A 24838-nucleotide genomic window follows, 5' to 3' on the forward strand; every position below is an offset into this window, starting at 1 on the left:
AAGTATAATACATAAGACAATATTATTTTGTATATGAAACAATATTGTTTTTCGGTGAAATATATCTACTTTCGTAGAATACAAATATCCGTTACCAATCATGAAGAAGACTCAGCTTATCCCCATCGCTTTATTGTCGGTATCGGCGGTAGCGAACGCCCAGAATACCAGTTGTCCCCCGAATATTATCCTGTTCTTGGTGGATGATATGGGATGGGAGGATACGTCCTTGCCTTTCTGGACTCAAAAGACGCATTATAATGAGGTATATGAGACCCCGAACATGGAACGATTGGCGAAAGGGGGTATGATGTTTACCCAAGCCTACGCTAGTAGTATCAGCTCGCCTACCCGTTGCAGCTTGATCACGGGGACGAACGCCGCCCGTCACCGGGTTACGAACTGGACACTTTTTAAGGATAAGACGACCGACCGGGAGAGTGATGTGCTTACCCTGCCGGATTGGAATTATAACGGCGTGGCCCAAGTGGGCGGGACGAATAATACGTTTGTGGGTACTTCATTCGTGCAGATATTGAAGAATAACGGATATCACACGATCCATTGCGGCAAGGCGCATTTCGGGGCGATCGATACCCCGGGGGAGGACCCGCATCATTGGGGATTCGAGGTCAATATAGCCGGGCATGCCGCCGGAGGTCTCGCCAGTTACCTCGGCGAGAATAATTACGGGCATACCAAGGATGGTAAACCTTACGCTCCGAACGCTATCCCCGGATTGGAAAAGTATTGGGGAAGCGACACCTTCGCTACGGAGGCCTTGACGCAGGAGGCGATCAAGGCGTTGGACAAGGCTAAGAAATATAACCAGCCGTTCTACCTATATATGTCACATTATGCGATCCATATCCCGATTGATAAGGACAAGCGTTTCTACCAGAAATATATCGATAAGGGGTTAACGGCTAAAGAGGCGGCTTACGCTGCCTTGATAGAGGGAATGGATAAGAGTCTGGGCGATTTGATGGACTGGTTGGAGAAGAATGGCGAGGCGGATAACACGATCGTGATCTTCATGAGCGATAACGGCGGTCTTTCCAGCGAGCCCGGATGGCGTGACGGAGAGATCCATACGCAAAACTATCCCTTGAACAGTGGTAAAGGCTCCGCCTATGAGGGAGGAGTCCGTGAGCCTATGATCGTGCGTTGGCCGGGGGTGGTGAAGCCGGGAAGCAAATGTGATAAATACTTGATTATAGAGGATTTCTATCCAACTATCTTGGAGATGGCAGGCATAAAGGGGTATAAGACCGTACAGCCGATAGATGGCGTCAGTTTCATGCCTTTATTAAAAGGTACGGGAGATCCTTCCGTGGGACGTAGCTTATTCTGGAACTGCCCGAATATATGGGGTAATGACGGGCCGGGAATCGGTCCGACTTGCTCGGTTCGTAATGGAGACTGGAAACTGATCTATTATTACGAGACGGGGAAGAAGGAATTGTTTAATATCACGGAGGATATAGGGGAACATAATGACGTGGCAAGGCAGCATCCCGATATCGTAAAGCGTCTGTCCGGGGAATTGGGTACGTATTTACGGAAAGTGGACGGGCAACGTCCGTCGTTTAAGGCGACAGGCAAACCGGTTCCTTGGCCGGATGAGATATATTAATTAAAAAAAGAAAGAGCATATGGAGTTTTACAAAGCGGAAGAGAATCGCTATGCGGATATGATATATCGGCGGTGCGGACGGAGCGGTATCTTATTGCCGGCCGTTTCCTTGGGATTGTGGCACAACTTTGGTAGTGTGGATGTGTTCAGTAATTTTATCCAGATCGCTCACGCCGCATTCGATCATGGCGTGACTCATTTCGACTTGGCGAATAACTATGGTCCGGCCTACGGATCGGCGGAGGAGAATTTTGGCCGGATATTGAAGAAGGGCTTGGGCGCTTATCGGGATGAGATGATTATCTCTACGAAGGCGGGCTACGATATGTGGCCGGGACCGTATGGGAACTGGGGAAGCCGTAAATATTTAATGGCTAGCTTGGATCAGAGCTTGAAACGGATGGGACTGGAATACGTGGATATCTTTTACTCCCATCGTCCGGACCCGGAGACTCCGATCGAGGAGACGATGGAGGCCTTGGCTGATATCGTCCGGCAAGGAAAGGCTTTGTATGTAGGTATCTCCAACTATGATGCGGACCAGACCCGTAAGGCCTTGGCCGTACTGAAAGAACATAAGGTGCCTTGCTTGATTCACCAAGCCCGCTATTCGATGTTCGATCGTTGGACGGAACCGGATTTATTGCCTGTATTGAAGGAAGAGGGTGTGGGTATGATAGCGTTCTCGCCGTTGGCGCAAGGCTTGCTTACGGATAAGTATTTGCGTGGAATTCCGGAGAATTCCCGTGCGGCGAAATCGACCGGTCATTTGCAGACCTCTCAAGTTACCCCGGAGGCCGTGGAAAAGGCCCGTAAGCTAAACGAGGTAGCCGCCCGCCGTGGACAGACCTTGGCGGAGATGGCGCTCGCTTGGTTATTAAAGGACGAACGGGTAACTAGCGTATTAATTGGCGCTAGCTCTGTCGCCCAATTGATGGATAACCTGAAAGCGTTAGATAATATCTCTTTCTCCGGGGAAGAATTGCAGGAGATAGAGAACATCTTAATATAACGTGAATCGTATCCGATTGTAGAGACGGGGCGTGCCCCGTCTCTACAGCCTGTACAAATTTTTGAATAAATGAAACCGTTCTTATATCAAGTAGCGTCTCTTTTTTACGAGAAATGGGGAGCGGAGGTCAGTCGTCTGGCCTTTGTTTTCCCAAACCGGCGTACGGGACTTTTCTTCCAGAAATATCTCTCGGAGGTAGCCGATATTCCCCTTTTCTCTCCGACAATCCTTACGATCAACGATCTCTTTATCCAGTTGAGCGGAAAACAATCCGCCGACCGGATCAGTATGCTTTTTACCCTGTACGACATCTACATCCGCCAAAGCGGTTCCACCGAGACTTTCGATGAATTCCTGTATTGGGGCGAGATGTTGCTCAACGACTTCGACGATATCGATAAGTACATGGCAAATGCCCGCATGCTATTCAGTAACGTGACGGACCTACGGGAGATAGAGAATGATTTCGATTTCTTAAGTGATGAGCAGATCGCCGCTATCCGTAGTTTCTGGTCCAGTTTTTATCCCCGGGGCGATACGCCGAACCAGCAACAGTTCTTGGCGGTCTGGCAAGTGCTATACGATCTCTATGAGGAATTCCGTGCGACCTTGGCCGCCGAGGGAAAAGGCTACGAGGGCATGATCTTCCGGGAGGTCGTGGAAAGCATGGAACGGGGCGAGTCTCCGGATTTACCTTACGAGCAAATTGTCTTTGTCGGTTTGAACGCCTTGTCCGTATCGGAAGAACGTTTCTTAGCCCAGTTGCAGAAGCGGAAGATAGCGGATTTCTATTGGGATTATGTATCCGATAAGGTAACCGATCCGGATAATAAGGCTTCTTACTTCGTCTCCCGTAACTTGAAGAGCTTCCCTTCCTCGATGAAATTACCCCCCGAGGAGAAGGTAAAGACTGAGATCGAGGTGATCGGCATCCCTTCCGGTATCGGGCAGGCCAAGCACGTCTACACCCTGTTGAGCGATTGGTGCAAGGAAGCGGAGATGAGCTCGGAAGAAGCCCTGCGTACGGCGGTGATCTTGCCCGATGAGCATCTGTTGATCCCGGTGCTGAACGCCATACCGGAGCAAATCCGGCGTATCAACGTCACGATGGGTTATCCCTTGGCGGGAACCCCGGTCGCCTCGTTGATCGAGTATATCTTGGCGTTGCAGAAGAACGTACGCTACATAGACCGGAATCCGTTGTTCTATTTTCGTGACGTGCTGCCGGTATTGAACCATCGCTACATCCTCTCCACCTCACCGGAGATTATTTCCTCCTTAGTGAAAGAAATCACGGAGAACAACAAGATCTATATCTCGCATACGGAGTTAGGGAAAACGCCTTTGCTAGAAATCCTGTTCACGCCGGTGACAGGGGTGGAGGCCTTCTCGGACTATCTGATCAAGGTGTTGGAAGAGCTGAACAAGGTTATGTCCGCCCTTTCCGATGAAGAAGAGGAGGACGCTACCCTACGGACGAACGATTTGGAGCAAGAGTTCATCTTCCATTATTTCACCACGGTAAACCGCATGAAAGAGGTAATGAAAGACGCTCGTATAGAGATGAAAATAGATACCTTCTTCCGCCTATTGAAGCGGGTGACTGATACGATCACGATCCCCTTCCACGGCGAGCCGCTTTCCGGCCTCCAGATTATGGGTGTGCTCGAGACCCGTGCCTTGGATTTCGACCGTCTGATTATCTTATCCATGAACGAGGGTATTTTCCCGCAGCGGAAAGCGGCGAACTCCTTTATCCCTTATAACCTACGCAGGGGTTTCGGGTTGCCTACCTACGAGCATCAAGATAGCGTATGGGCCTACCATTTCTATCGTTTGATAGAGCGTGCCAGCCACGTGAGCCTTTTATACGATACCCGCAGCAACGGATTGCAGACGGGAGAGGTAAGTCGCTTTGTTCACCAGCTGCATTATCATTACGAGGTGCCGATGCGAGATAAATTGGTGGTCTATAACGTATCTTCCTCCAAGACCCCGCCATTGGCCGTGCCGAAAAGGGAGGATATCATGCGCCGTTTAGACGCTTACCGGAAAGGGGGGAGCAAGGCGATCTCGGCGAGCGCTATCAATACGTATCTGGATTGCCCGTTGAAATTCTATTTTTCCGTCGTGGAAGGCATTCGAGAGGAAGAGGAGGTGAGCGAGACGATCGAGAGCGATGTATTCGGAAGTATCTTACATAAAGTGATGGAGGAGCTTTACAAGCCGTTCCAAGGGAAGATGGTTACCGTGGATTTGCTGAAAGCGATCCGTAAGGATACGGCCTTGCTTACCGGAGCTATCGCCCGGGCTTTCGCCAGCGAGTTTTTCAAGACAGAGGTGGTTCGCTCCCTTACCGGACAAAACTACCTGATCGGCGAGATGATCCGCAAATACGTGGAGAAAATCTTGGAGCGTGACGGCAAGCTGACCCCTTTCGTTTACATCGAGTCCGAGCGTAAGATAAACGGTCTGATCAGCCTTTCCGACCATTCCGAGATCCGGTTGAAAGGCTTTATCGACCGTGTGGACGAGGTTCGCGACGCTATCCGTATCATCGATTACAAGAGCGGTAGCGGAACTACGACTTTCAGTAGTATCGAGAGCCTATTCAACAAGGAGGAGAAAGATCGTGCGAAAGCCGTGATGCAGGTATTCATGTATTGCTGGATGTACGCCCATCTCACCGAGAACAAAGGAAAGACGATACAACCGGGCATTTATTACGTCCGTTCCCTTTTCGCCGATCCGTTCGACCCATCTGTCTACCACCGTATCGAACGGGGGAAGTCGGAGAAGGTAGAGGATTTCTCCGGTTATGCCCAAGCGTTCGAGGAGGGGTTGCGAGGCTGCTTGGACGAGATCTTCAATCCAGAAATTCCCTTTACGCAAACCCCTACGGGGAAGGCTTGTTCTTATTGTCCGTTCAAGGGTATTTGCGGTAAGTAGCATTTGTCCCGGTACTTCTGGGAGAGTACCGGAGTACTCCTTGTAAAGTACTGTGGTATTTCTCCGGATAGTACTGGAGTACTCCTTACAAAGTACTGCGGTACCTCTTAGGCAGTACTGCGGTACCTCTTGCGAAGTACTGAGGCGAGGCTTACTGATGAGGAAGCAATTCCACTATCTTTTCCAAAAAGATCTGATCTGTCTCATTAAAACTGTCTAATTTGTCGCTGTCTATATCCAGAACGGCGATTACCTTATCCTCCCATATCACCGGAACCACGATCTCCGAGCGTGAAGCGGAGCTACAAGCGATATGTCCCGGGAAAGCGTCTACGTCCGGTACGATGATCGTACGGGTCTCTTTCCAGGCCGTGCCGCATACCCCTTTTCCGTATTTTATACGTGTACAGGCGATAGGGCCTTGAAAAGGCGCTAATACCAACTGATTGTCTATGACCCGGTAGAAACCTACCCAAAAGAAACCGAAAGTCTGCTTGAGTGCTGCGGCGATGTTCGCCATGTTAGCGATTAGGTCGGTCTCGTTACCTACCAATGAGGCGATTTGCGGGAGCAACGTCTCATACATTTCCTGTTTATCACCGTTTTTAATCCGTAGTTCCTCTGCCATATTTAAACTATTATAAGGTCGCGAATATAAAGAATAAATCGAAATATCCGTATCTTTGCGGCATGACAAAACAAAATTCTCCATTGGTATTAGGGACCGAGCCTATCGGTAAATTACTTACGCAATATGCGATTCCTGCGATTATCGCAATGACAGCTTCTTCTTTATATAATATGGCCGATAGCATTTTTATTGGCCATGGAGTGGGGGCGTTAGCGATTTCCGGCCTAGCCTTGACCTTTCCGTTGATGAACTTGGCGGCCGCCTTCGGTTCGTTGGTGGGAGTCGGCGCCTCTACGTTGGTGGCCGTGAAGCTGGGGCAGAAAGATTATGAGGGGGCGAATAAGGTGTTGGGGAATGTGTTGATCTTGAATGTGGTTTTGGGTGTCGCTTTCACGATCGCTTTCTTGTTCTTGCTTGATCCCGTGCTGTACTTTTTCGGTGCTAGTGAGAACACGATCTCATATGCCCGTGATTATATGCGGATTATTCTGTATGGCAATGTGGTTACGCATATGTATCTGGGATTAAATGCGGTCTTGCGCTCCTCGGGCTTCCCGAAGATGGCGATGTATGCTACGTTGGCGTCGGTCGTTATCAATTGCGCCTTGAATCCGTTGTTTATCTTTGGGTTTGGATGGGGTATAAAGGGGTCGGCTTGGGCGACGGTGATCTCGCAGGTGATCTCGCTTACCGGGCAGTTGATTCATTTCTCGGGACCGAAACAACTCCTTCATTTCAAGAAAGGTATTTATAGGCTGCGCTCGGAGATCGTGAAAGGTATCTTGTCGATCGGTTTATCTCCGTTCTTGATGAACCTTTGTTCCTGCTTGATCGTGATCCTTATCAACCGGGGATTGAAAGAGCATGGGGGAGATATGGCGATTGGCGCTTATGGTATCGTGAACCGTATCGCTTTTCTTTTCGTGATGATTATCATGGGATTTAATCAGGGTATGCAACCGATAGCCGGTTATAATTATGGTGCCCGACTCTATTCCCGGGTGACGGACGTGACCCGGCTGACGATGCGCTGGGCGGTAGGAGTGGCTACGCTGGGGTTCTTGCTTTGCCAGTTGGTGCCGTCGTGGATCGTCCGTATGTTTACGAGTGACGGGGAGTTGATCAGTGCCGCCTCTTATGGCCTGCACATCGTCTTCGCCGTATTCCCGATCGTGGGCTTCCAGATGGTGGCGACTAACTTCTTCCTTTCCATCGGCATGTCTAAGAAAGCGATCTTTCTCTCCTTGACCCGGCAGATGCTTTTCTTGATACCCTGTTTAATCCTCCTCCCCCCGTTATTCGGAACTCTCGGTGTCTGGATCAGTATGCCTATCGCCGATACGGTGGCGGCGATCGTGACGGCGATCGTGCTTGTGAAACAATTTAAACAATTCAAATATGGAACATAACGTGATATTACCTGCGGAATGGTATCCGCAAAGTGCCGTGCAGCTTACGTGGCCGCATGAGAATACGGATTGGGCCCCGATATTGGACGAGGTGATTCCTTGCTTCGTGGCTATCGCCAAGGAAGTGATCAAGCGAGAGAAGTTATTGATTGTCTGTCCGGACGAGACCGCCGTACGTGAACAATTGGGTGAGGTTGATTATGACCGTGTCATTTTCCGTGAGATGGATACGAACGATACGTGGGCACGGGATCACGGGGGGATCTCCGTCTTCGATGAGGGAACGCCCATGCTTTATGATTTCGTGTTCAATGGCTGGGGAATGAAGTTCGCCGCCAATCATGATAATTTGATTACCCGTAATCTTTGTCATATGAAGACCTTCTCCGGTGAGGTGGTGCCCGCTAATATGCAACCTTTCGTGCTGGAAGGCGGTAGTATCGAATCGGATGGGAAAGGTACGTTGATGACTACCGTTGAGTGTCTGGCATCCGTAAACCGTAATGAGTATTTGCAACAGGAGGAATTGGGACGTTATTTGAAAGACGTATTTGGCTTGGATCGTATCCTTTGGATTACCAGCGGTTATTTAGCCGGAGACGATACGGATAGCCACGTGGATACGCTCGCCCGTTTCTGTAGCGAGGATACGATCGCTTATGTCCGCTGCGAGGATGAGGAAGACGAGCATTATGAGGAACTGAAGGCGATGGAGGAGGAGATCAAGGAGTTTACTAGGGCGAATGGTGAGCCTTATCGTCTGATTCCACTTCCGATGGCCGATAAGGTGGAATGGGAAGGGGAACGCTTGCCCGCTACCTACGCTAATTTTCTGATCATGAATGGGGCCGTATTGGTTCCGTTCTATGACTCACCGAAGGATGAGATCGCTAAAGCGGCTTTGCGGGAGGCGTTCCCGGACCGTGAGATCGTGGGTATCAATTGCCTTCCGCTTATCAAGCAACACGGTTCCCTGCATTGCGTAACGATGCAGTATCCGGAAGGCTTTATCGAATAACAACTACAACCAATTAAATATGAAAGTAGGATTAATACAACAAAAGAATACCGCTGATAGAGCGGCGAATATAGAGAAGCTAAAGGTAAATATCCGTAAAGCTGCCCGGGAGGGAGCGGAATTGGTCGTTTTGCAAGAACTGCATAACGGCCTGTATTTCTGCCAGACGGAAGATACGAATATGTTTGACTTGGCGGAGACGATCCCCGGCCCATCGACGGAAACCTTCGGTGCCTTGGCGAAAGAATTGGGTATCGTCTTGGTGCTTTCCCTTTTCGAGAAGCGTGCCCCGGGCCTGTACCATAACACGGCCGTCGTCTTGGAAAAAGACGGTACGATCGCCGGAAAATACCGCAAGATGCATATCCCGGATGACCCCGCTTATTACGAGAAGTTCTATTTTACCCCCGGTGATTTAGGCTTTGAGCCTATTAATACCTCTGTGGGGCGTCTTGGTGTGTTGGTTTGCTGGGATCAATGGTATCCGGAAGCAGCCCGTTTGATGGCTATGCGTGGCGCCGAGATGTTGATCTATCCGACCGCTATCGGCTGGGAAAGTAGCGATACGCAGGAAGAGAAGGACCGTCAGCTGGGTGCGTGGGTGACCATACAGCGGGGACATGCCGTGGCGAACGGACTCCCGGTCATTTCCGTAAATCGTACCGGGCATGAGCCGGACCCTTCGGGACAAACGGGCGGTATCCGGTTTTGGGGAAACAGTTTTGTGGCCGGTCCCCAAGGTGAGCTATTAACCGTATTCCCGAATGACGAGGAGGAGGTACGTGTGATAGAGATCGACAAGACTCGCGGTGAGAACGTGCGTCGTTGGTGGCCTTTCTTCCGGGATCGCCGTATCGATGCGTTTGGTGGTTTGACAGAACGATTTTTAGTATAATGACCGAATACACGCAAGAAGAGGCGGTCTTCCGCATGAACGAAATGGGGAAAGCGGGACGGCCTTTCCTTTTTATCATTGATTATAAACGAGAGCGGATCTACGTGGAGAGGCCGGAAGAGATCGCTCCCTCCGAGTTATTGTACGATTTGAACGGCTTTACGAATACAAATCATGAATGTAACTTGCGGGATTCCTCTCATCTTATATCCGGAGAACCTGTTGAATGGCAACCCTCGTATGTTTCTTTCGAGGAGTATGCCCATTCATTCGAGACCGTTTCCCGGCATATCCATGCGGGTAATTCTTATTTGGTAAACTTGACATGCGCTACTCCGGTATATACGAACCTCTCCTTGAAAGATATCTTTTACCATTCCAAGGCGATGTATAAGCTTTGGATGCGGGATCGTTTCGTGGTATTCTCGCCGGAGATATTCGTGCGGACGCGGGATGGTCTCATCTATTCGTATCCCATGAAAGGTACGATTGACGCTACGCTGCCCGATGCCCGGAGACGTATCCTCGATGATCCCAAGGAAGCGGCGGAGCATGCCACGATCGTGGATTTGATCCGGAATGACTTGAGTATCGTAGCCTCCGAGGTTTGTGTTCCCCGGTATCGTTATATCGATGAATTGCGTACGCATAACGGAAGTTTGTTGCAGGTCAGTTCTGAGATAAGAGGCCGGTTGCCGGAAGGATGGAACGGCCATGTCGGGGAGATTTTGTTCAGCCTCTTGCCTGCCGGCTCCATCACGGGCGCTCCCAAGAAAAAGACCTTGGAGATCATCGCCGAGGCGGAAACCTATGAGCGGGGCTTCTATACGGGGGTGATGGGGTATTTTGACGGCCAAGATTTAGACAGCGCCGTGATGATCCGTTTTATGGAACAAGTCTCTCCCCATTCGTTTGTTTTCAAAAGCGGTGGGGGAATCACCTCTAAAAGTGATGTGAGATCGGAGTATAACGAAATGAAACAAAAAGTATATGTGCCCATCTATTGAGACCTTATCAGGGAGTCCGTTTGTGGAGACGATCCGTATCGAGAAGGGACGGATACATAACCTTCCGTACCATAATGCCCGGATGAACCGTACCCGCAGGGAGCTATTCGGAGCGAGAGAAGAAATTGATCTCGCAGGTTATATTCATCCGGGGCCTCATCAAGAACGTACCAAATGCCGGGTGGAATATACCCGCGAGGTCTTACAGGTAGAATACGTTCCTTACCGTATGCGTCCGGTTCATTCCTTGCGATTGGTTACATGCGATGAGATCGATTATTCCTATAAGAGTACGGATCGTCAATGCCTAAATGATTTATTCGCCCAACGAGCGGGACATGACGATATCTTGATAATCCGTGACGGTTTGCTGACCGATACTTCCATTTGCAATGTCGCCCTTTGGAATGGTGCCTCTTGGATCACTCCCGCACGCCCTTTGTTATGTGGTACGATGCGTGCTTACTTATTGGATAAAGGCTTGGTACAGGCCGAGGATATCCCGGTAGAGGATCTGCCTAAGTATACCCGGATCCGTCTGTTTAACGCCTTGATCGGGTTCGGTGAAATCGATGAGATCATGCGTATATACGTATGACCCTACGCGAGTATCGGCGTGGCCCTGTGCCTATATAGGTAAGGGGTTACGCCGATATCTGTGTGGCCTCTTACCTATATAGGCATGAATCAAGGTGTTTCCTAGAACAATATATCCACCTCCATATTGCTGATCCATTCTACCGGCCGGCCGGCCACCTTATTGCAAGTGACGGCGAATTTCAAGGGGAGGATAATTCCCAACGGGATGCGTAACCATCCCGGCATATTGAAATTATGGACACCGATCAGGGAACCTAGCTGGATACCGACCGAGGGGGCTACCAAGAAACGGGTCTCGTCATTACGGCGGTCTATACCCATCTCGAAATAACTATACAGGCCGAGGAAACGTTTCGGGGAAACGAATATATCCATGTTATAATTGGCGCCCGCCTTCACGTTCCAGTTTTTGATCGTGTAGGAGGAGGAAGGAGCGTGCATATAATAACCGGAGATCGTAGGGGATACCCAATGAGCGATGTCGCCCGGCTCCATGATCATGCCTTTCCCTTTCCCGAACTTATGCCAATTGATCATGCTGACGTTCAAGCGACCGCCATACGTCATGACACCGTCCCGGTTGCTATGGATCGGCGTACCGATCAGGAACATGAAGGAGTTGGCTACCCTCGACCGGATAAAGTTGCGGGTAAAAGGCTCTTGTACGATCAGCTGTAGCTCATCCTTGCGGTCGGCGACAGAAGCTTCCAAGGGGACGTCATCCAGATCCGTCCCGAAGGGGATCGGGAAATCCTTGATTACCGGGAAACGATCGTAGACGAACTGGGGCAGGTCGTCTCGTTCGGAAGGGATCTCGTTCAAGATATTCTCGTATGATCCTTCCAAGGCATTCTGGTAGGCTTTCCAGACTTCTACGATAGACTCGCAGGTGGCGGTCACGACTTGGTAGAATACCTTCGTCTCCCGCTCGTAGCTATCGCCTTTCTCCAAGGAATAAGGGTGCTTCTCCGTGACCCGGATATGCCGGTAATCATCGGCCTCGTTGTACTCCATCATGTTTTGGTTCAGACGTTTATCGCCGTAAGCACTCCATGTCTCGCCTTTTAGGTTAGCGGTCTGTACGGGGATGGTATTGTAGAAATCGTGCAAGCTCTTATTGTTGGATACGGCGGAGGCGGAGAAGCCCCTACGTACCATTTGGTGTCCGGAGGCGAAGGAGTCTTGTAGGAAATGCTCGGCGAAAGCCTCGTACATCGTGGCGTAGAACATAAGGTTGCTGGCCATTTGCGTATCTCCTTTACGCATCTCCTTGCCTGCCTCTTGCGCTAGGTAGATAGCGAAGATGTGGATGCAGAAATACTTGCTCATGGAGGGCAACTGATTTAATTTATCGAAGACCTTGTTTACTTCCGAGGGGCGTTGAAGGCGGCGGATCAGCTCGGGGTCGATCATCTTCAGATGCTCGTTCAATCCCTTGCCATAGGCGTAGAAGTGGGAGAGATCCTTGATCGCTAGGATACCGTAAGCCAGATTGATGTCGAGCAGCTCCTTGCTGTTGGCTCCGGTGAGGAACTCGTTCATGGCTTGTGTCTCCAAAGCCAGCGTACGGTTCGTCTTGGAGAAATGGGTCTGCAGGCCTGTCTCCAAGAGCATGGGATTTTCCACATGGTCGCCGGCCAATCCGCAAAGCGTACCGTAGGTCACGATATTCGGCAACTGCGTCAGCTCATTCATGGCGTAGGCGTTCGAGCCGGGCATATGCGACATGTTGAGGATTTGCAGCAAGGCGCTATCGGCGACGGCCTCGTTGGGGAAGATCCCGTTTTCCACCAGATAACGCGGGAGAAGGCTCATGGCACGGTCGCCGATCTTACGATGCTCGGCGAAATCCCATGCGAAGGCCGAACTTGTTATTGCGCTGATACCCATAAGTAGGCATCCGCGGTGAAGAAGTCGTTTAATAGTGTTTCTCTTGTTCATATCTATACTTGTTTATAATTATCTGAATAACTCAAGCGCGAACTTCAACCCGACGCTTTGATACTTGAACTCCTCGAAGCCTAGGAAAAGCGCTATATGAAAAAGGTCGCTACCGATACCATACCCGAGCTCGCTGTAATTCGGCAATACGGGAGTCCATAGCTGGCTGAGGTAGAAACGTTCGGACACGAGGTATTTATGCGCCTTGGGATTGGGCTTGAGGAATCGCAATAGAATGAATGGGCTCTCGTACATGAGGTGCCCTTGAATATATTTGTCGGAGGCATTGCACCAATCCCCACCTAGATTATGAAAGATCCCGCCAAACCGGTCGCCCCAAGGCTCGGGGAAATAACGTTTGGCGAAATAGCTAAAATCGGCGAAGTACATGTTATGCTGGTTAAAAAAGAGTCCACCGCTTAGATTGTAACTCAGTCGTTCGGATAAGCCCAGCCGTACGGTCTGGTTCATGCCGGCCTCCATCCGCCAATAATTTCCCGTACAGCCGAGCAGGTCCGGTATGCTTCGTGCCAGCTCGATCCGGAAGGTCGGGTAATGGGAATGCAGGTACTCTTTCCGGTAACCGTCCATCCAGTAATATTGCCGGGGCGTGTAGGTAAGGCCGATAACCGGGGTGAACTCATTATGATCCTTTAGATCCAATCCGGTATCCTTATTCTTTTTCACGGGCGTACGATAGTGGTATGCGAGTCCAGCCGAGAGCCGGAAGCCGTTCATCAGTTCTATCTGGTTCATCAGCTTGGCATAGTAGTGCTGGAAATACTTCAAGTTGAGATCTTCGAAACGGATTGGGGTATCTTTTAGGATCTCGTTGATCTGGTGGATCACTTCGGAGGAATAGCTTTGGTTGTCATTGGCTATCGTGAGGTTGAGGATGCCTTGACGCTCGGGGTGATACTCCCAGTCGGTTGTTAGCCGTAGGCGTAGCTCTTTCTCCTTGAATAGGAAACCGATCTCGGGGTGGAAGCGTAGCTGACGGTCATGCTCGAATGTCTTACTGATACGTGCTTCTTGCTTATAGGTGATCCCGTTGCTTCCGAAAGATAGCTGGAACGGGTTGAGAAGGCCGGAATACTTCACACGAGTACTCTTGTAATCCCTGTTGACCGTGCTGGTGAGCCGCTCGCCGAGTTGGAGGTAGCGGGTGAGAACGCTGCTGTCCGCTTCCGTCCTCACCACGTTCGTTCCGGTGATGTACAAGGCTTTCTCGTCGGTAGTGAGCGGCTTGTCCCTCCGGCTGTTCCAATAAGCGCTGTCTTGGGTAAAGGAGAGTGTGTCGGAGGTGATCGTATAGTATTGGGTTTGATCGAGCGAGTATAATTTCCTGCTCTCATGGTCTTCCTCTACCCAAGAGATCGATTTATAGCGGAAAGCGGCGTGGATGTCGCTCTCTATCCGGTTGCCTAGGGCATGGTAGCAGACTTGCAGGTCAGCCTCTTCCGGGAGGATGAAATGCTTCTCGTCACGGTTGAAACGTATGCTTAGGTTGAACTCGGAGAAAGAGGAGTGCCCTTGTATCTCGATACGGTCGATGGTCCAGAGTTCGTCGGTTACGTACAGGTTTCCGGATAGTAGTTTCTGGCTCCATTGGCGAGGGGTGAAACGGATGTTATACACAGGGATGCCGGAGATCGTGTCCGTGCCTTCCTGCCGAAACGTGTAATATTTGAAAGCATCGGGCGAGAGTGGCATGATCATTCCCTTATTGTAGATCGTGGGGGAGTAGACGTTCAAGTTGACGAACGAGGCTATCTCCTTGTAATGCCTTCCGGCGGCGAGATGGCTGCTGTTGATGGCTACAATCTCGTTGCGATAATGGTTGGGAGCGTCGTAGCGGGTGAGGCCACTCATCTCGAAGAAGGCATCGCGGGGATGACGCTCTATCGGGAAGACCAGATAGGCGTATCGTAGCAGCTTGTTCTTCCGGGGAACGTGCGTACGGCCTTTCACGTAGGTCTCCGCTTCATAGCTCTCGAGGACGTGCTCGTAGATGGGGGCTTGATGGATTACCTGCCGCATGATGGAGTCGGCTCGTGTGACGGGTGTCTTCTCTTGTGCCCGCAGGTCTGAATGGACTAGCGGGCACAGAAGAAGTATGGATAGTAGAATAAGGTGTCCCGTCTCGATCCTCATCCTGTCAATGTATGGCGAAGGTTGGGCATACTAATGCGCAAAGATGGCAGCCGACACATTTTTGCTCGTCTATCACCGGTTTGCGCATAGAGGTGAAACGGATAGCTTGATGTCCACCGTCGTTACAGGAAACGAAACAGCGTCCGCAGCCGAGGCATAGGCTGTTATCTACTGTCGGGCGGTGTATCTGCGTACGTTCCAGTTTCTCGGGGGGTACGATGTTCGGTAAAGCGATACCTATGAGGTCGGATAGGGTTTTATATCCGTTCTCTTGCATGAACAGTCGTAACCCTTCGCATAGATCGTTGATGATCCGGAAGCCGTATTGCATCACGGCGGTACATATCTGTAGGTTCGTGCAGCCTAGTAGCAGGAAATCGAGGGCATCCCGCCAAGTCTCTATACCGCCTATCCCGCTGATAGGCATCTTGCCGGCAGAAGGATCGCTCGCCAGCTCATGTATGAACCGGAGAGCGATAGGGCGCACGGCTTTCCCCGAATAGCCGGACACGCTGCTCAGTCCGCAGACAACGGGCCGGGCCGTAAGCGCTTTCTCATCGATACGGGTGATACATTTGATGGTGTTGATGGCGGCTATCCCGGTGGCTCCTCCTTCGTGGGCGGCGAGCGCCACGGGTGTCATCTGCCCGATATTCGGTGTCATCTTCGCTAGTATCGGCAGATGGGTACCCCGGCGTGTGGCGGCGGTGAACCGGCGTACCAGTTCCGGGCTTTGTCCTACGTCGCTGCCCATCCCTTCTTGCGTCATTTGTGGGCAAGAGAAGTTGCACTCAATGATATCGGCCCCAGCCTGCGTGGAATATTGGGCAAGCCGTGTCCACTCATCGTCTGTCCGTCCCATAATGGAGGAGATGATTAATTTGTCAGGATAGCGTTGCTTGAGGCGATAGAGAGTATCGAAATTCTCTTCGACAGAGGCTTCCGACAATTGTTCCATGTTCTTGAATCCGATGAAAGGCACGCCATCCACCTCCATTTGGTCGAAGCGGGGAGATACCTCATGGCTCGGATAGAATGATATCGTCTTGAAGCAGATACCGGCCCAACCGGCTTCGAGGGCCCGGACGCACATCTCGTAATTATGGGCTACGGGCGAGGAGGCCAGTATAAAGGGGTTGGCGCAGCGGACACCACAAAAGTCGATCGCCAAGTCCGGAGACGAAGTGAGGGGAGAACTATCCGTCGGGTTTGGCATATCTTGTAATTGCCGTACGATCTGGGTGATGGATATCGCCCGGTCGGTTCGTCCGCGGAGGCAGGCCTTCTCGCAAGGATGCCCGTCGCAATCCTTGCAGGCTTCCATCCGGTAGGCCCGGAGGATAGCTCCCGCTAGGTTGTCCATTTTACAGGCCCGCAGCAAGCGGCCCGGATCTAGTCCGGGCTTGCATGCCTTCGTGCAGACAGGGTCATCGCACAGATAACAGCGATTCGATTCTTCCGTTAGGAGGCGTTTTCTCTGGAGGAGGTTTGTCTTCATGGCTTCTAACTGTATTATCTCACTACTTTCTGTACTTTCCGGTAACGTTCGGTCACTACCTCCACGGTGTACAGGTGTCCGGGCAGGCTGAAGATTGCTTTTCCGGATACCGCTTGCTGGTGACCGGTTAACGTGCCGTTCATGCTGTAGACGTTGACGGTGGCCCCCGGCAGGCAGTCTACCGTAAGCATGCCGTCGAGGAAGCGGATAGACAGGGGCTCGTCGGTCGTTACCTCCTCATTGCCAGTGGCGCTCACGTCACCTCGTACATAGGTGATGTTGTTGATGTCCCACGCCAATACGAAGGGTTTGTCGCTGTTTACCATGAAGGGAAAGGTGTCGGTGCCGAAGCTGATCTTCCGTTCGAGTAGCTTGGGGTAGTACTGGTCACGGAGCGTGTTCGACTTCTCGGCAGTGAGCAGATAGAGGGTGGATGAGAAGGACTCGGCTGTCTCTTCCGGCCTGACGTGCTTGTCCGTGCGTCGTATCTTCGAATAGGATGCGCTGATACCCTGCGAGGTTGTCGCCGTGGTCTGGTCTGTCCATTCCCAAGAACTTTGGTTCTCTAGTTGGAAGAAGGGGAATTTCAAATCCATAAGGCTGATGGCACCTTTGGTCTGACTGTCGGAGATTGTGCCGCTGGTTTCCAGCGTCATGTCGATCCGTTCGGAGTTGAGGCTGAAGTTGACGGACTTGCTGACATTTGGCTCGCTGGCGGTCATGGTGAGGATCTCACGGGCCTCCCAGTCTCCAAGTTTGCTTGGATTGTCTATGCGGAAAGGCTCTAGGTCGAGAGGCACTTCTACTTGTTTGATACTCTGCCGTGTCATGTAAGTATAGCTGAATATGGGCATTCGTACACTCTGTCTCCGGGTGGGGGAGAGGTATTCTAGGTCGCAACGGGTCAGAATGGGTACAGAGTAGAGGGCGATGGCCCGGTAGTCTGCTGTGTCGTTTGCTTCGAAGGTAACGGTGATGGACTCGGACTGGCTTGTTACTTCCTCGTGTTGTTTCTGGAAGGAGTATCCGCCGCCGAATGCTGCCGTGAGTTTATCCGTATGCGGTCCGAAGGAGCATTTTAGGTCACTTTTATAGAGTCGGCTCACGGAGTTGCTGGTGCCCGATCCCATGGTGAAGGCAAGGCTTGAGGCTACGCCGAGGTCGCCGAACCACTCGTTATTATCCACTACCGTTGGAGGTGGTCCTTCGATGATGCCGACGAGGCGCACGAGATTGCGTAGCTCGCTGTTGCCGAACAGGGCCTTCTCGTCGTTGAAGGAACTGCGTCTCTCCACGATCTCGTTGGAGCGGATGGAGGCGATGTAGGCGTGCTTGTACCAATGGTATGGAGTCTGGTTACCTCGCAGCAGGTAGATATATTGCTTGTAGTAGAGCCCTCCGCCGGGAGCTGTCTCGGTGGTAGGATCTGCCGCGGTGGCTACGACCGTGTAGCCGTAGGGCAGGTCGGTGTAGATGGGTGCGTCGGTGGCGAAGCTGTTGCTGCCGGGGTAGAATTTCTTTAGGAAGTGTTCGCCCGTTCCCTTGCCATCATAGGTACAGTAGCTGAAGATCAGGGGATTTGAGGAAGCTTTGTAGCCGCTGGTATTGTCGGCTGCGTAGCCTTCTATATCGGCTTGGATGAGCTTGAGCGAGAAGGTCTTCGAGCGTCCTATGTCGTGATGCGCGTATTCTTCCCAGTTGGAGGGCCATATGTTATCCTTGCCATACTCGCCGCTGTAGCTGAATGCCTCGAAGGTACCGCTCTTGAGTCGGCCTATGATGAGTTTCTCCACGTTCTTTTTCTCGGTGTCGTCGTAGCCGTACCACGAGGTGTCGTCCCAGTGGTCGTCGGGATCGTATTCCATTGATATGCCTGTTGAGCCTTTTAGCTCGATATTATCGTGTCCGGCGTTGCGCACGGTGCCGCACCAGTCCCAGCCGCTGTTCAGCTCGGGGTCGCCGTATTGGTAGACTTGCAGTTTCTTGTTGGTGCGGCGGTGTAGGATGACGCAGATCTTGTCACGGTAGATGGTGGCGGCGAAGTTGGCGTAAGTTTTCCCGTCATCGAGCATACGAGTTTTCTTGTATTCTCCCTTTTTCATATCCACCTCGCCGATCCATATCTGGCCATTGGTATTATTCTTCCAGAGCACGTAGAAGCGATTGCGGTATACGATGATCTCGGCATCTTGGTATACGCCGAAATCATTGAGAAAGATCATTTTCTTACCGGTGTCGCCAACGGTGGATTGTTCCATTGTCCGGGTCTCGCCGTTCACCTCGAAAGCGATGAGGCGTATGGATGAGGGGCCGTTATTATCTATGTAGACCCCGTAGAGCTTCCCTTGGTAGTATTGTGCGTCGGTGAAGCAGTAATAGGCACCTCCGTCTTTATCCATATTGTGGAATTCTTTCACCTTATACAGTTCGGGATGTTGGCTGATCTGTGCCTTGACGGTGGTGGTAGAGGCACAGATAAGCAAAAATATGGCGATCAGCCGTATCGCTTGTGCTTTGAGTGTCGTTCTCATGTATATATCTGTTTAAGAGGTTTAGAAACTGATATTGAATTGTAACTGTACGGACTGCCTCTTGCCGAAGCTTCCGTTTACTCCGAGCGAGATGTTGTCAGCGAGGAAATAGTTCACCCCGGCCAAAGCGTACAGCTTGTGACGGGCGTGGAAGGTCTCGTCGATACGAACGGTATAGTCCTCGCCGGCATATGTCTTGGTGAACTCGTACCGGTCTTTCATCGTGTAGTCCTTGTAGAGGATGCCGGCATAGGGCACGAAATTCCCCAGTGCGTATCCGGCCACCACGGGCACGGCCCACTCTAGGTAACGGCGGTTGAGGCTGAGGTCTCGCAAGGGGATGGTCTTGCCTTGGTAATACACCTCGGTGGTCATGTTATCGCTGTTGGCATAGCGCACGCCGGGTTGGGTAGACATGAAAAAGCGGTCGGTGAAGGCATGGCCGTAACCTAGCCCTCCGCTGTAGATGGGTATCATGTTCTTGCTGAAGATGGTACTGCTTAGGTCGTCATCATCTCGGAAAGTCTCCTCGTGGGTGAAGTTGGTGGTACCGATGCCTGCCCACAGGCTGAGATTGTCCCATACACGATAGGAGAGGCGCAGGGAAATACTGTTCATGATGAGTCGGTGACTTACCGAGTGATTGTCCTCGTCGATTTGTTCGGATGTCCAATTCTCCGGGTTTCCCATCTGCCCATCTTCATCCACGCCAAATGACGTGGTGGAGAGCCAAGGGGTACTGGTATCGTGACTTCCGTTGATCTGTAAGTTGAAACGTTTTTCCCCCGTAGGATATTTGTCTAAGGGGATCAATATATCCGCCTTGGCTTGATAGACAGTAAAAACGGATAAGAGTAGGAGTGTAAAATGTCTCATATCGCTATTTATTTAGTTGAATCATTTACGTTGTTATAATATAGGTTGGCGAAGTACTCGATGGGAGTGTTGCCCGTCACCTCCTTGAATTGGCGGTAGAAAGAGGTACGGGAGGTAAACCCAGCCGTCTTGTATAACTCCTGCGGCTCTTGTGTGAGGCACTTGGAAAATTCCCGTATGAGGTACTCTACCCGATAGATAGCCAGCCAGCGACTGAAGTTCATACCCGTCTGATTGTTCAAGGTAGAGGATAGCCGGGTACGGTTCGTGCAAGCGAGGTTGGCCAACTGGCACAAATTGAACTGTGGATCGAGATAAGGCTTCTTATCCTCCATGATTTGTAAGATGCGGGCATATAGCCTGCGTTCGATTAGGGATGGCTTTTGCTTTTCTTCCATATTGGTACTGTCTTAAGTAACCCGCATAAGAGGGACTTGCGAGGTCAAATATAGACAGTCCCATTTGGTAAATCAAGGGATGAGAAAAGATGCGAACGTATTGAAACTTGATCCGAACGATCTGGTACACCAAAGGCCGTAAAGCCCCTGCATCAAAGGCTAGACACGTACTTTAACAGATTATTTGCCGGTCTCTTTTCGTACGTTTCTGTATTGGTTGGGCGTAAGTCCGGTGACTTGCCGGAACTGCCGGAAGAAGGAGGTTCGGGAGGTGAAGCCTGATTCGGAGGCTAGTGCGGTGATGTCGCTGTCGGGACGTAGGGCGACGAGCGAAAGGAGGTGGTGTACCCTGTATTCAGCCAGCCAACGACTAAAGTTCATTCCCGTCTGCCTATTGAGGGTGGTGGATAGTTGTGTTCGGTTAGTACCCACTAGACGGGAGAGGGTCACAAGGTCGAGATTAGGATTTAAGAAAGGCTTTAGCTCTTTCATAACTGATAGGATTCGTTGATATAGGAGATTATCAGATTTTGTTGTGACCTCGGTGTTTGCCTCTGAATGATCTGGTAACTTTATTTGTGGCCGGGAGATTAGCGGAAGCGGATCGTGTATTAGCAACCAAGCCGCATGATGGCTTATCAATAAATCGAATAACTGGCGTAGGCGACGGCGATGATTTCTCCACCAAAGATATCCTCCGGTTAGGATAGCCATGAGCAAAATAATGATTCCGGTAAGGATATACTGGATGAGCCGTGCCTGTTCCGCCTCCACCTTCTGACTTTTTAAGCGGGTGGATAATAGTTCGTTTTGCAGGCTTTCGCTGATCATCTTTCTGCGTATGTTCATTTGCTCTTGGGCATAATGGGATTGTAGGGAGTCTGCCCGGTTTGCCTGTTGGATGGCTTCCGATTGATTTCCGGTCGCATAATGGCATTCGGACAACATACGTGCCACACGCACCTTATATTCCTCGATATTGTCTTTGTTCCTCAAGAGAGGCGTGGCGACATTATTGAATGAGACTCTGTCTAATTCCTCCAATACGGATAGTGCCTCTTTGTTTTTTCCATGTTTCCGGAGAGAGACGGCGTATTCCATGAAGAGTTGATATTGCAGATAGCTGATCGTGTGTATTTGGTGTTTCGCCTGAAAGTGGCGGATATCGGTAATGCATCGTTGGGTCCATTCCTCCGCTTCGGCGGTCTTTCCCGTACGGCTTAATGCTATAGCTTTTACTAAGTGAGGAGAGCTTATCACTTTATATTTCAAGTTCACCAATGCTGAATCCGCATAGATGAGTGCTTGGGGATATAATCCACATTCAAGACAAGCGCTAGCCGCCGTGATATACCAGTTTTGAGGATTTATATATGCATATTTTCGTGCCTCGTTTATCCATCGCTCGCATTCTGCGGGTTGGCGTATCTGTGCGTGAAGAAATGCCATACGCAGGTGATTCATGAGAAGGTGCTTGTCTTTTATGCGGATGGCATAAGGTTTCATGCGGTCGAGTAGCATTCTCGCATGGGCCGTGTCCTGTAATCTGCAATAGCGGGTGTATATGATTTGGCGGGTTGCCAGCAAAAGCGAGTCATTCCCTATTTCTTGGGCATGGGTTTCTATCTCTTCGCATAGCTGGTCGTTCAAGGGACCGCTCAACAAAGAATAATCATTCAGTTGCGCTATTTGCTGATCCAATTGCTGCTTGGGTGGAAGAAGAGAGTGGGAGTCGCAGGCGTAAAGGACTGACAGTAGGAATATGTAAAGTATGCTTGTTTTCATGATGTCATAGTTTTATTTGTAATTCCAGACCGAAAAAAGGCTGGGTATTTTGTTGAAGGTAAGATCTCGTGCTGGCCGAATAGCGAGTGGGGCGTAAATCGGCGAGGTTGTTGGCAAAGAATGCCAGCGTGATGTGCTCTCCGAAAGCTTTGTTTACCCGAATATTCAGCATACCATATGGTTTATAAGAGTTTGGCAGGAATCGTTCCGGTGCGGTGGTGGAGAGTAAAGGCGCGAAGGCTGGATCCTCTTTCTGTGTCTCGGTGAACGGATGTATGATTCCGTCTGTTCCACACCAATATAGGGGCCATACATTCTCGCCAGTGCTACCGTTGTAGAGCGTACGATATTTATAGAGCCATATCATTTGCCACGTAAGGGTAGTGACCAGTCCGATTCTGGGGATGCGCGTGATGAAACGGAAGTTCGTGGAGATGATCTCCGAACGACTTTCATTTCCCGGTCCGCCTTGCTTGTCGTAAAAACCTACGTAGGGGTATTCTGTTTTATCTGTGTACTGGATCGGCCAGATCCCGTTAAGGGCCGTATTCTTTTCTCGTACATATAACCAGATCCCGTCTACGATTAGGGAGGTACGCAAGGGTGAGAAAGTCCCGAGGTCCGCTACCATCTCGATCCCATGTTTCTTCCTATGGAGTGTATTGACTGGTACAGATACCGGCGTGTAACTATATTTCTCTTGATAAGGGACAGCCTTACCGTTCACCCATACCTGTCCATCTTTGTATTCAGGACGAAGTTGGGCGGTTGATAGATAATCATATTCCCGATAGCTGAATGGAATATATTGCGCCGAGGAGGAAAAGCCATCCGTTTGTTTCTCGAAAAAAGCGGTCATGTCAAGTCGGATGGCCGGAGTCTTCCCTATAAGGCCAACCTCTATCTTTCGATTTACGGTAGGTTTTAATTTCATATTTTGTTCCATTCCGGGGGCATGTGTCGTGAGAATACCAAGGGTGTTTCCACTTTCATTGCTATCATTATAATAGAAAGAGACCTTATCATTATAAATAGCTTCCGGGTAGAGTTTATCCAATGTCGGCATGAAACTGATCCATCCGAGCCCACCTTTTAAACTCAATGTATAGCCGGAGGGAGAGGAGAAGAGAGACCATAAGAGATTCAGGCGAGGTTCTGTCTGATAGATTAAGGCATAATCCCGGCTTTTCAATCCTTGATTTCTTAATCCGGCTTCTACATGGAGGTTGGAAGTCCGGTATGTGGCCTCAATGAAGCCACCGAACGTATGCAAGGACGGGATTTCCCGGAATGAGCGGGGACGGATAGATGTAGAAGGAGGCCTCTGCCGATCGAAATCCCTGCCTCGCCCTTCGTTACCCTCACTACGGTATGAGAATCCGGCTACTAAGCTGATATCCCTCCCTTGTCGTAGAGGGAATAAGGTAGACGCCAGCATCTCGGTTTCTACATAAAAAGGTCGGCTTTCATTGACTAATGTGTACATGTAGTTTGAGGATAAAACACGGGCTTCCCATTCGCCGCTCTCTTTCTGGTCTGTATAAAGCTGGCTAGAGGCATTGTTGACCTGACTCTTTGTTTGTTTGCTTTTTTGAAGGGAACCGTCTATTCTCAGAGACAGCTTCTTGAGCCAACGTCGGTCGGGTTGCCATTCCCCTTGTATGGAAAAACGCTGATCCAATCGTTGTCTTTGTGTATGATTCTGCTCGTTGACGAATTGCTTTTCCTTTCCTATGCGAGAGGTGTAAGTAAGGCTTAATTCTAGTTTTTTCCCTGCGGGCAACCAATGGTAAAGGTTTGCCAAGCGTATGCCGCCGGTATGGAAATCGCCTTGGCTGGTATAGTCCGCTAACAGGTTGAGCGTATGGCCTTGTGGGGAGATACAGAAGCCTTTTCCAAGCATATATTGTTTCAGTTTCGGATTGTAACGTATGCTGGTGGAGAGAGGCATTCTACCTTGATGAGTCTTGAGTAATAATACGCTATTTGTTAAGTTTCCGTACCGGGCAGAAGGTATTCCCCGGATGATTTCCGCCTCTTTCACTTGGTTGAGAGATAGAAAACGGGCATCATATCCTTCGTAAGGCTCGTTGATGCCGGTGTTGAAATGAAGAGGAGAGCCGTCTACCCATATTTGGGCACCCATAGCTGCGTTCTTATGAAATTGGTTTACCCCGTTCTTTAAAGAAACCTCCCGCACTGAGAAATATTGTGCGTCTGTCACCCCAGAATTATTGGTGAGACCTCCCGGTAATAATTGTGTCAGATCAGAGATCGTGATCGGTTGCGTATGTTCCAACGTTGACGCTGGAAGCAAGGAAACCGTACCCGGAGTCTTAGACTCTATGGCTGTTACCAAAATGTTGGGTAAATAGAAGGACAGAGTATCCGGTTGCTTTTGCCCGTGAAGGTAATTGCCCGGATGAAGTGATGACAATAAGAGAAATATCGTCACGATCTTTATTGGTATTTTGTACAAAGTTGAGTAACGCATAGTA

At 50.4% G+C, this 24838-nt stretch carries 17 protein-coding genes; 8 read left to right on the forward strand and 9 right to left on the reverse strand.

Annotation, left to right across the window (positions count from 1 at the left end; translation table 11 throughout):
* Positions 1–100: 100 nt before the first annotated feature.
* The 3 genes from QVP94_RS05365 (at position 101) to QVP94_RS05375 (ending at position 5597) form a co-directional block, all read left to right on the forward strand.
* Positions 101–1636, forward strand: coding sequence for a sulfatase (locus tag QVP94_RS05365; protein WP_022192134.1), 1536 nt, complete (start codon positions 101–103; stop codon positions 1634–1636).
* Positions 1637–1655: 19 nt separating this feature from the next.
* Complete coding sequence (gene mgrA / locus QVP94_RS05370; protein ID WP_022192135.1) at positions 1656–2648, forward strand: L-glyceraldehyde 3-phosphate reductase; 993 nt, start codon at positions 1656–1658, stop codon at positions 2646–2648.
* A 69-nt stretch (positions 2649–2717) separates the two neighbouring features.
* On the forward strand, positions 2718–5597 hold the full coding sequence (locus tag QVP94_RS05375) for a PD-(D/E)XK nuclease family protein (RefSeq protein ID WP_022192136.1): 2880 nt from the start codon (positions 2718–2720) through the stop codon (positions 5595–5597).
* 151 nt (positions 5598–5748) lie between these two features.
* Here the strand turns inward: QVP94_RS05375 and msrC are convergent, their stop codons facing one another.
* A complete protein-coding gene (msrC, locus tag QVP94_RS05380) occupies positions 5749–6225 on the reverse strand; it encodes a free L-methionine (R)-S-oxide reductase MsrC (protein ID WP_022192137.1) in 477 nt (158 codons plus the stop codon).
* Between the two features lie 62 nt (positions 6226–6287).
* Here msrC and QVP94_RS05385 point away from each other — a divergent pair, with 62 nt between their 5' ends.
* Genes QVP94_RS05385 through QVP94_RS05405 form a run of 5 tightly spaced genes read left to right on the forward strand, consistent with a single transcriptional unit; the run spans position 6288 to position 11155 of the window.
* Positions 6288–7637, forward strand: coding sequence for an MATE family efflux transporter (locus QVP94_RS05385; RefSeq protein WP_022192138.1), 1350 nt, complete (start codon positions 6288–6290; stop codon positions 7635–7637).
* Positions 7627–8655, forward strand: coding sequence for an agmatine deiminase family protein (locus QVP94_RS05390; RefSeq protein WP_022192139.1), 1029 nt, complete (start codon positions 7627–7629; stop codon positions 8653–8655). Before QVP94_RS05385 ends, QVP94_RS05390 begins: the two co-directional genes overlap by 11 nt.
* 19 nt (positions 8656–8674) lie before the next feature.
* Positions 8675–9550, forward strand: a complete 876-nt coding sequence (locus QVP94_RS05395; protein WP_022192140.1) for a carbon-nitrogen hydrolase — start codon at positions 8675–8677, stop codon at positions 9548–9550.
* On the forward strand, positions 9550–10557 hold the full coding sequence (locus QVP94_RS05400; protein WP_022192141.1) for an aminodeoxychorismate synthase component I: 1008 nt from the start codon (positions 9550–9552) through the stop codon (positions 10555–10557). The genes QVP94_RS05395 and QVP94_RS05400 overlap by 1 nt, the downstream gene beginning before the upstream one ends.
* Positions 10541–11155 (forward strand): aminotransferase class IV family protein, encoded by a 615-nt coding sequence (locus QVP94_RS05405; RefSeq protein WP_022192142.1) that lies wholly within the window; start codon positions 10541–10543, stop codon positions 11153–11155. Before QVP94_RS05400 ends, QVP94_RS05405 begins: the two co-directional genes overlap by 17 nt.
* A gap of 101 nt (positions 11156–11256) precedes the next feature.
* Here the strand turns inward: QVP94_RS05405 and QVP94_RS05410 are convergent, their stop codons facing one another.
* The 8 genes from QVP94_RS05410 to QVP94_RS05445 form a co-directional block, all read right to left on the reverse strand.
* Positions 11257–13098, reverse strand: a complete 1842-nt coding sequence (locus tag QVP94_RS05410) for a hypothetical protein (protein WP_022192143.1) — start codon at positions 13096–13098, stop codon at positions 11257–11259.
* An 18-nt stretch (positions 13099–13116) separates the two neighbouring features.
* The gene (locus QVP94_RS05415; protein ID WP_022192144.1) at positions 13117–15252 is read right to left on the reverse strand and encodes a DUF5686 family protein; all 2136 of its coding nucleotides are present in this window, start codon (positions 15250–15252) and stop codon (positions 13117–13119) included.
* A gap of 4 nt (positions 15253–15256) precedes the next feature.
* Positions 15257–16750 carry an NAD-dependent dihydropyrimidine dehydrogenase subunit PreA gene (gene preA, locus QVP94_RS05420; protein ID WP_022192145.1) on the reverse strand — a complete coding sequence of 498 codons (1494 nt, stop codon included), beginning with the start codon at positions 16748–16750 and terminating at the stop codon, positions 15257–15259.
* Positions 16751–16764: 14 nt separating this feature from the next.
* Positions 16765–19281, reverse strand: coding sequence for a hypothetical protein (locus QVP94_RS05425; protein WP_022192146.1), 2517 nt, complete (start codon positions 19279–19281; stop codon positions 16765–16767).
* 21 nt (positions 19282–19302) lie between these two features.
* The gene (locus QVP94_RS05430; RefSeq protein ID WP_022192147.1) at positions 19303–20157 is read right to left on the reverse strand and encodes a hypothetical protein; all 855 of its coding nucleotides are present in this window, start codon (positions 20155–20157) and stop codon (positions 19303–19305) included.
* Positions 20158–20165: 8 nt separating this feature from the next.
* Positions 20166–20555 (reverse strand): helix-turn-helix domain-containing protein, encoded by a 390-nt coding sequence (locus QVP94_RS05435; RefSeq protein WP_005862182.1) that lies wholly within the window; start codon positions 20553–20555, stop codon positions 20166–20168.
* A 180-nt stretch (positions 20556–20735) separates the two neighbouring features.
* Positions 20736–22340, reverse strand: coding sequence for an AraC family transcriptional regulator (locus tag QVP94_RS05440; RefSeq protein ID WP_022192148.1), 1605 nt, complete (start codon positions 22338–22340; stop codon positions 20736–20738).
* 4 nt (positions 22341–22344) lie between these two features.
* Entirely contained in the window at positions 22345–24834 is a 2490-nt protein-coding gene (locus QVP94_RS05445) for a TonB-dependent receptor plug domain-containing protein (protein ID WP_022192149.1), read from the reverse strand.
* Between the last annotated feature and the right edge of the window lie 4 nt (positions 24835–24838).

The organism is Parabacteroides sp. CAG:2, from assembly GCF_000436315.1.
GTDB lineage: Bacteria > Bacteroidota > Bacteroidia > Bacteroidales > Tannerellaceae > Parabacteroides > Parabacteroides distasonis.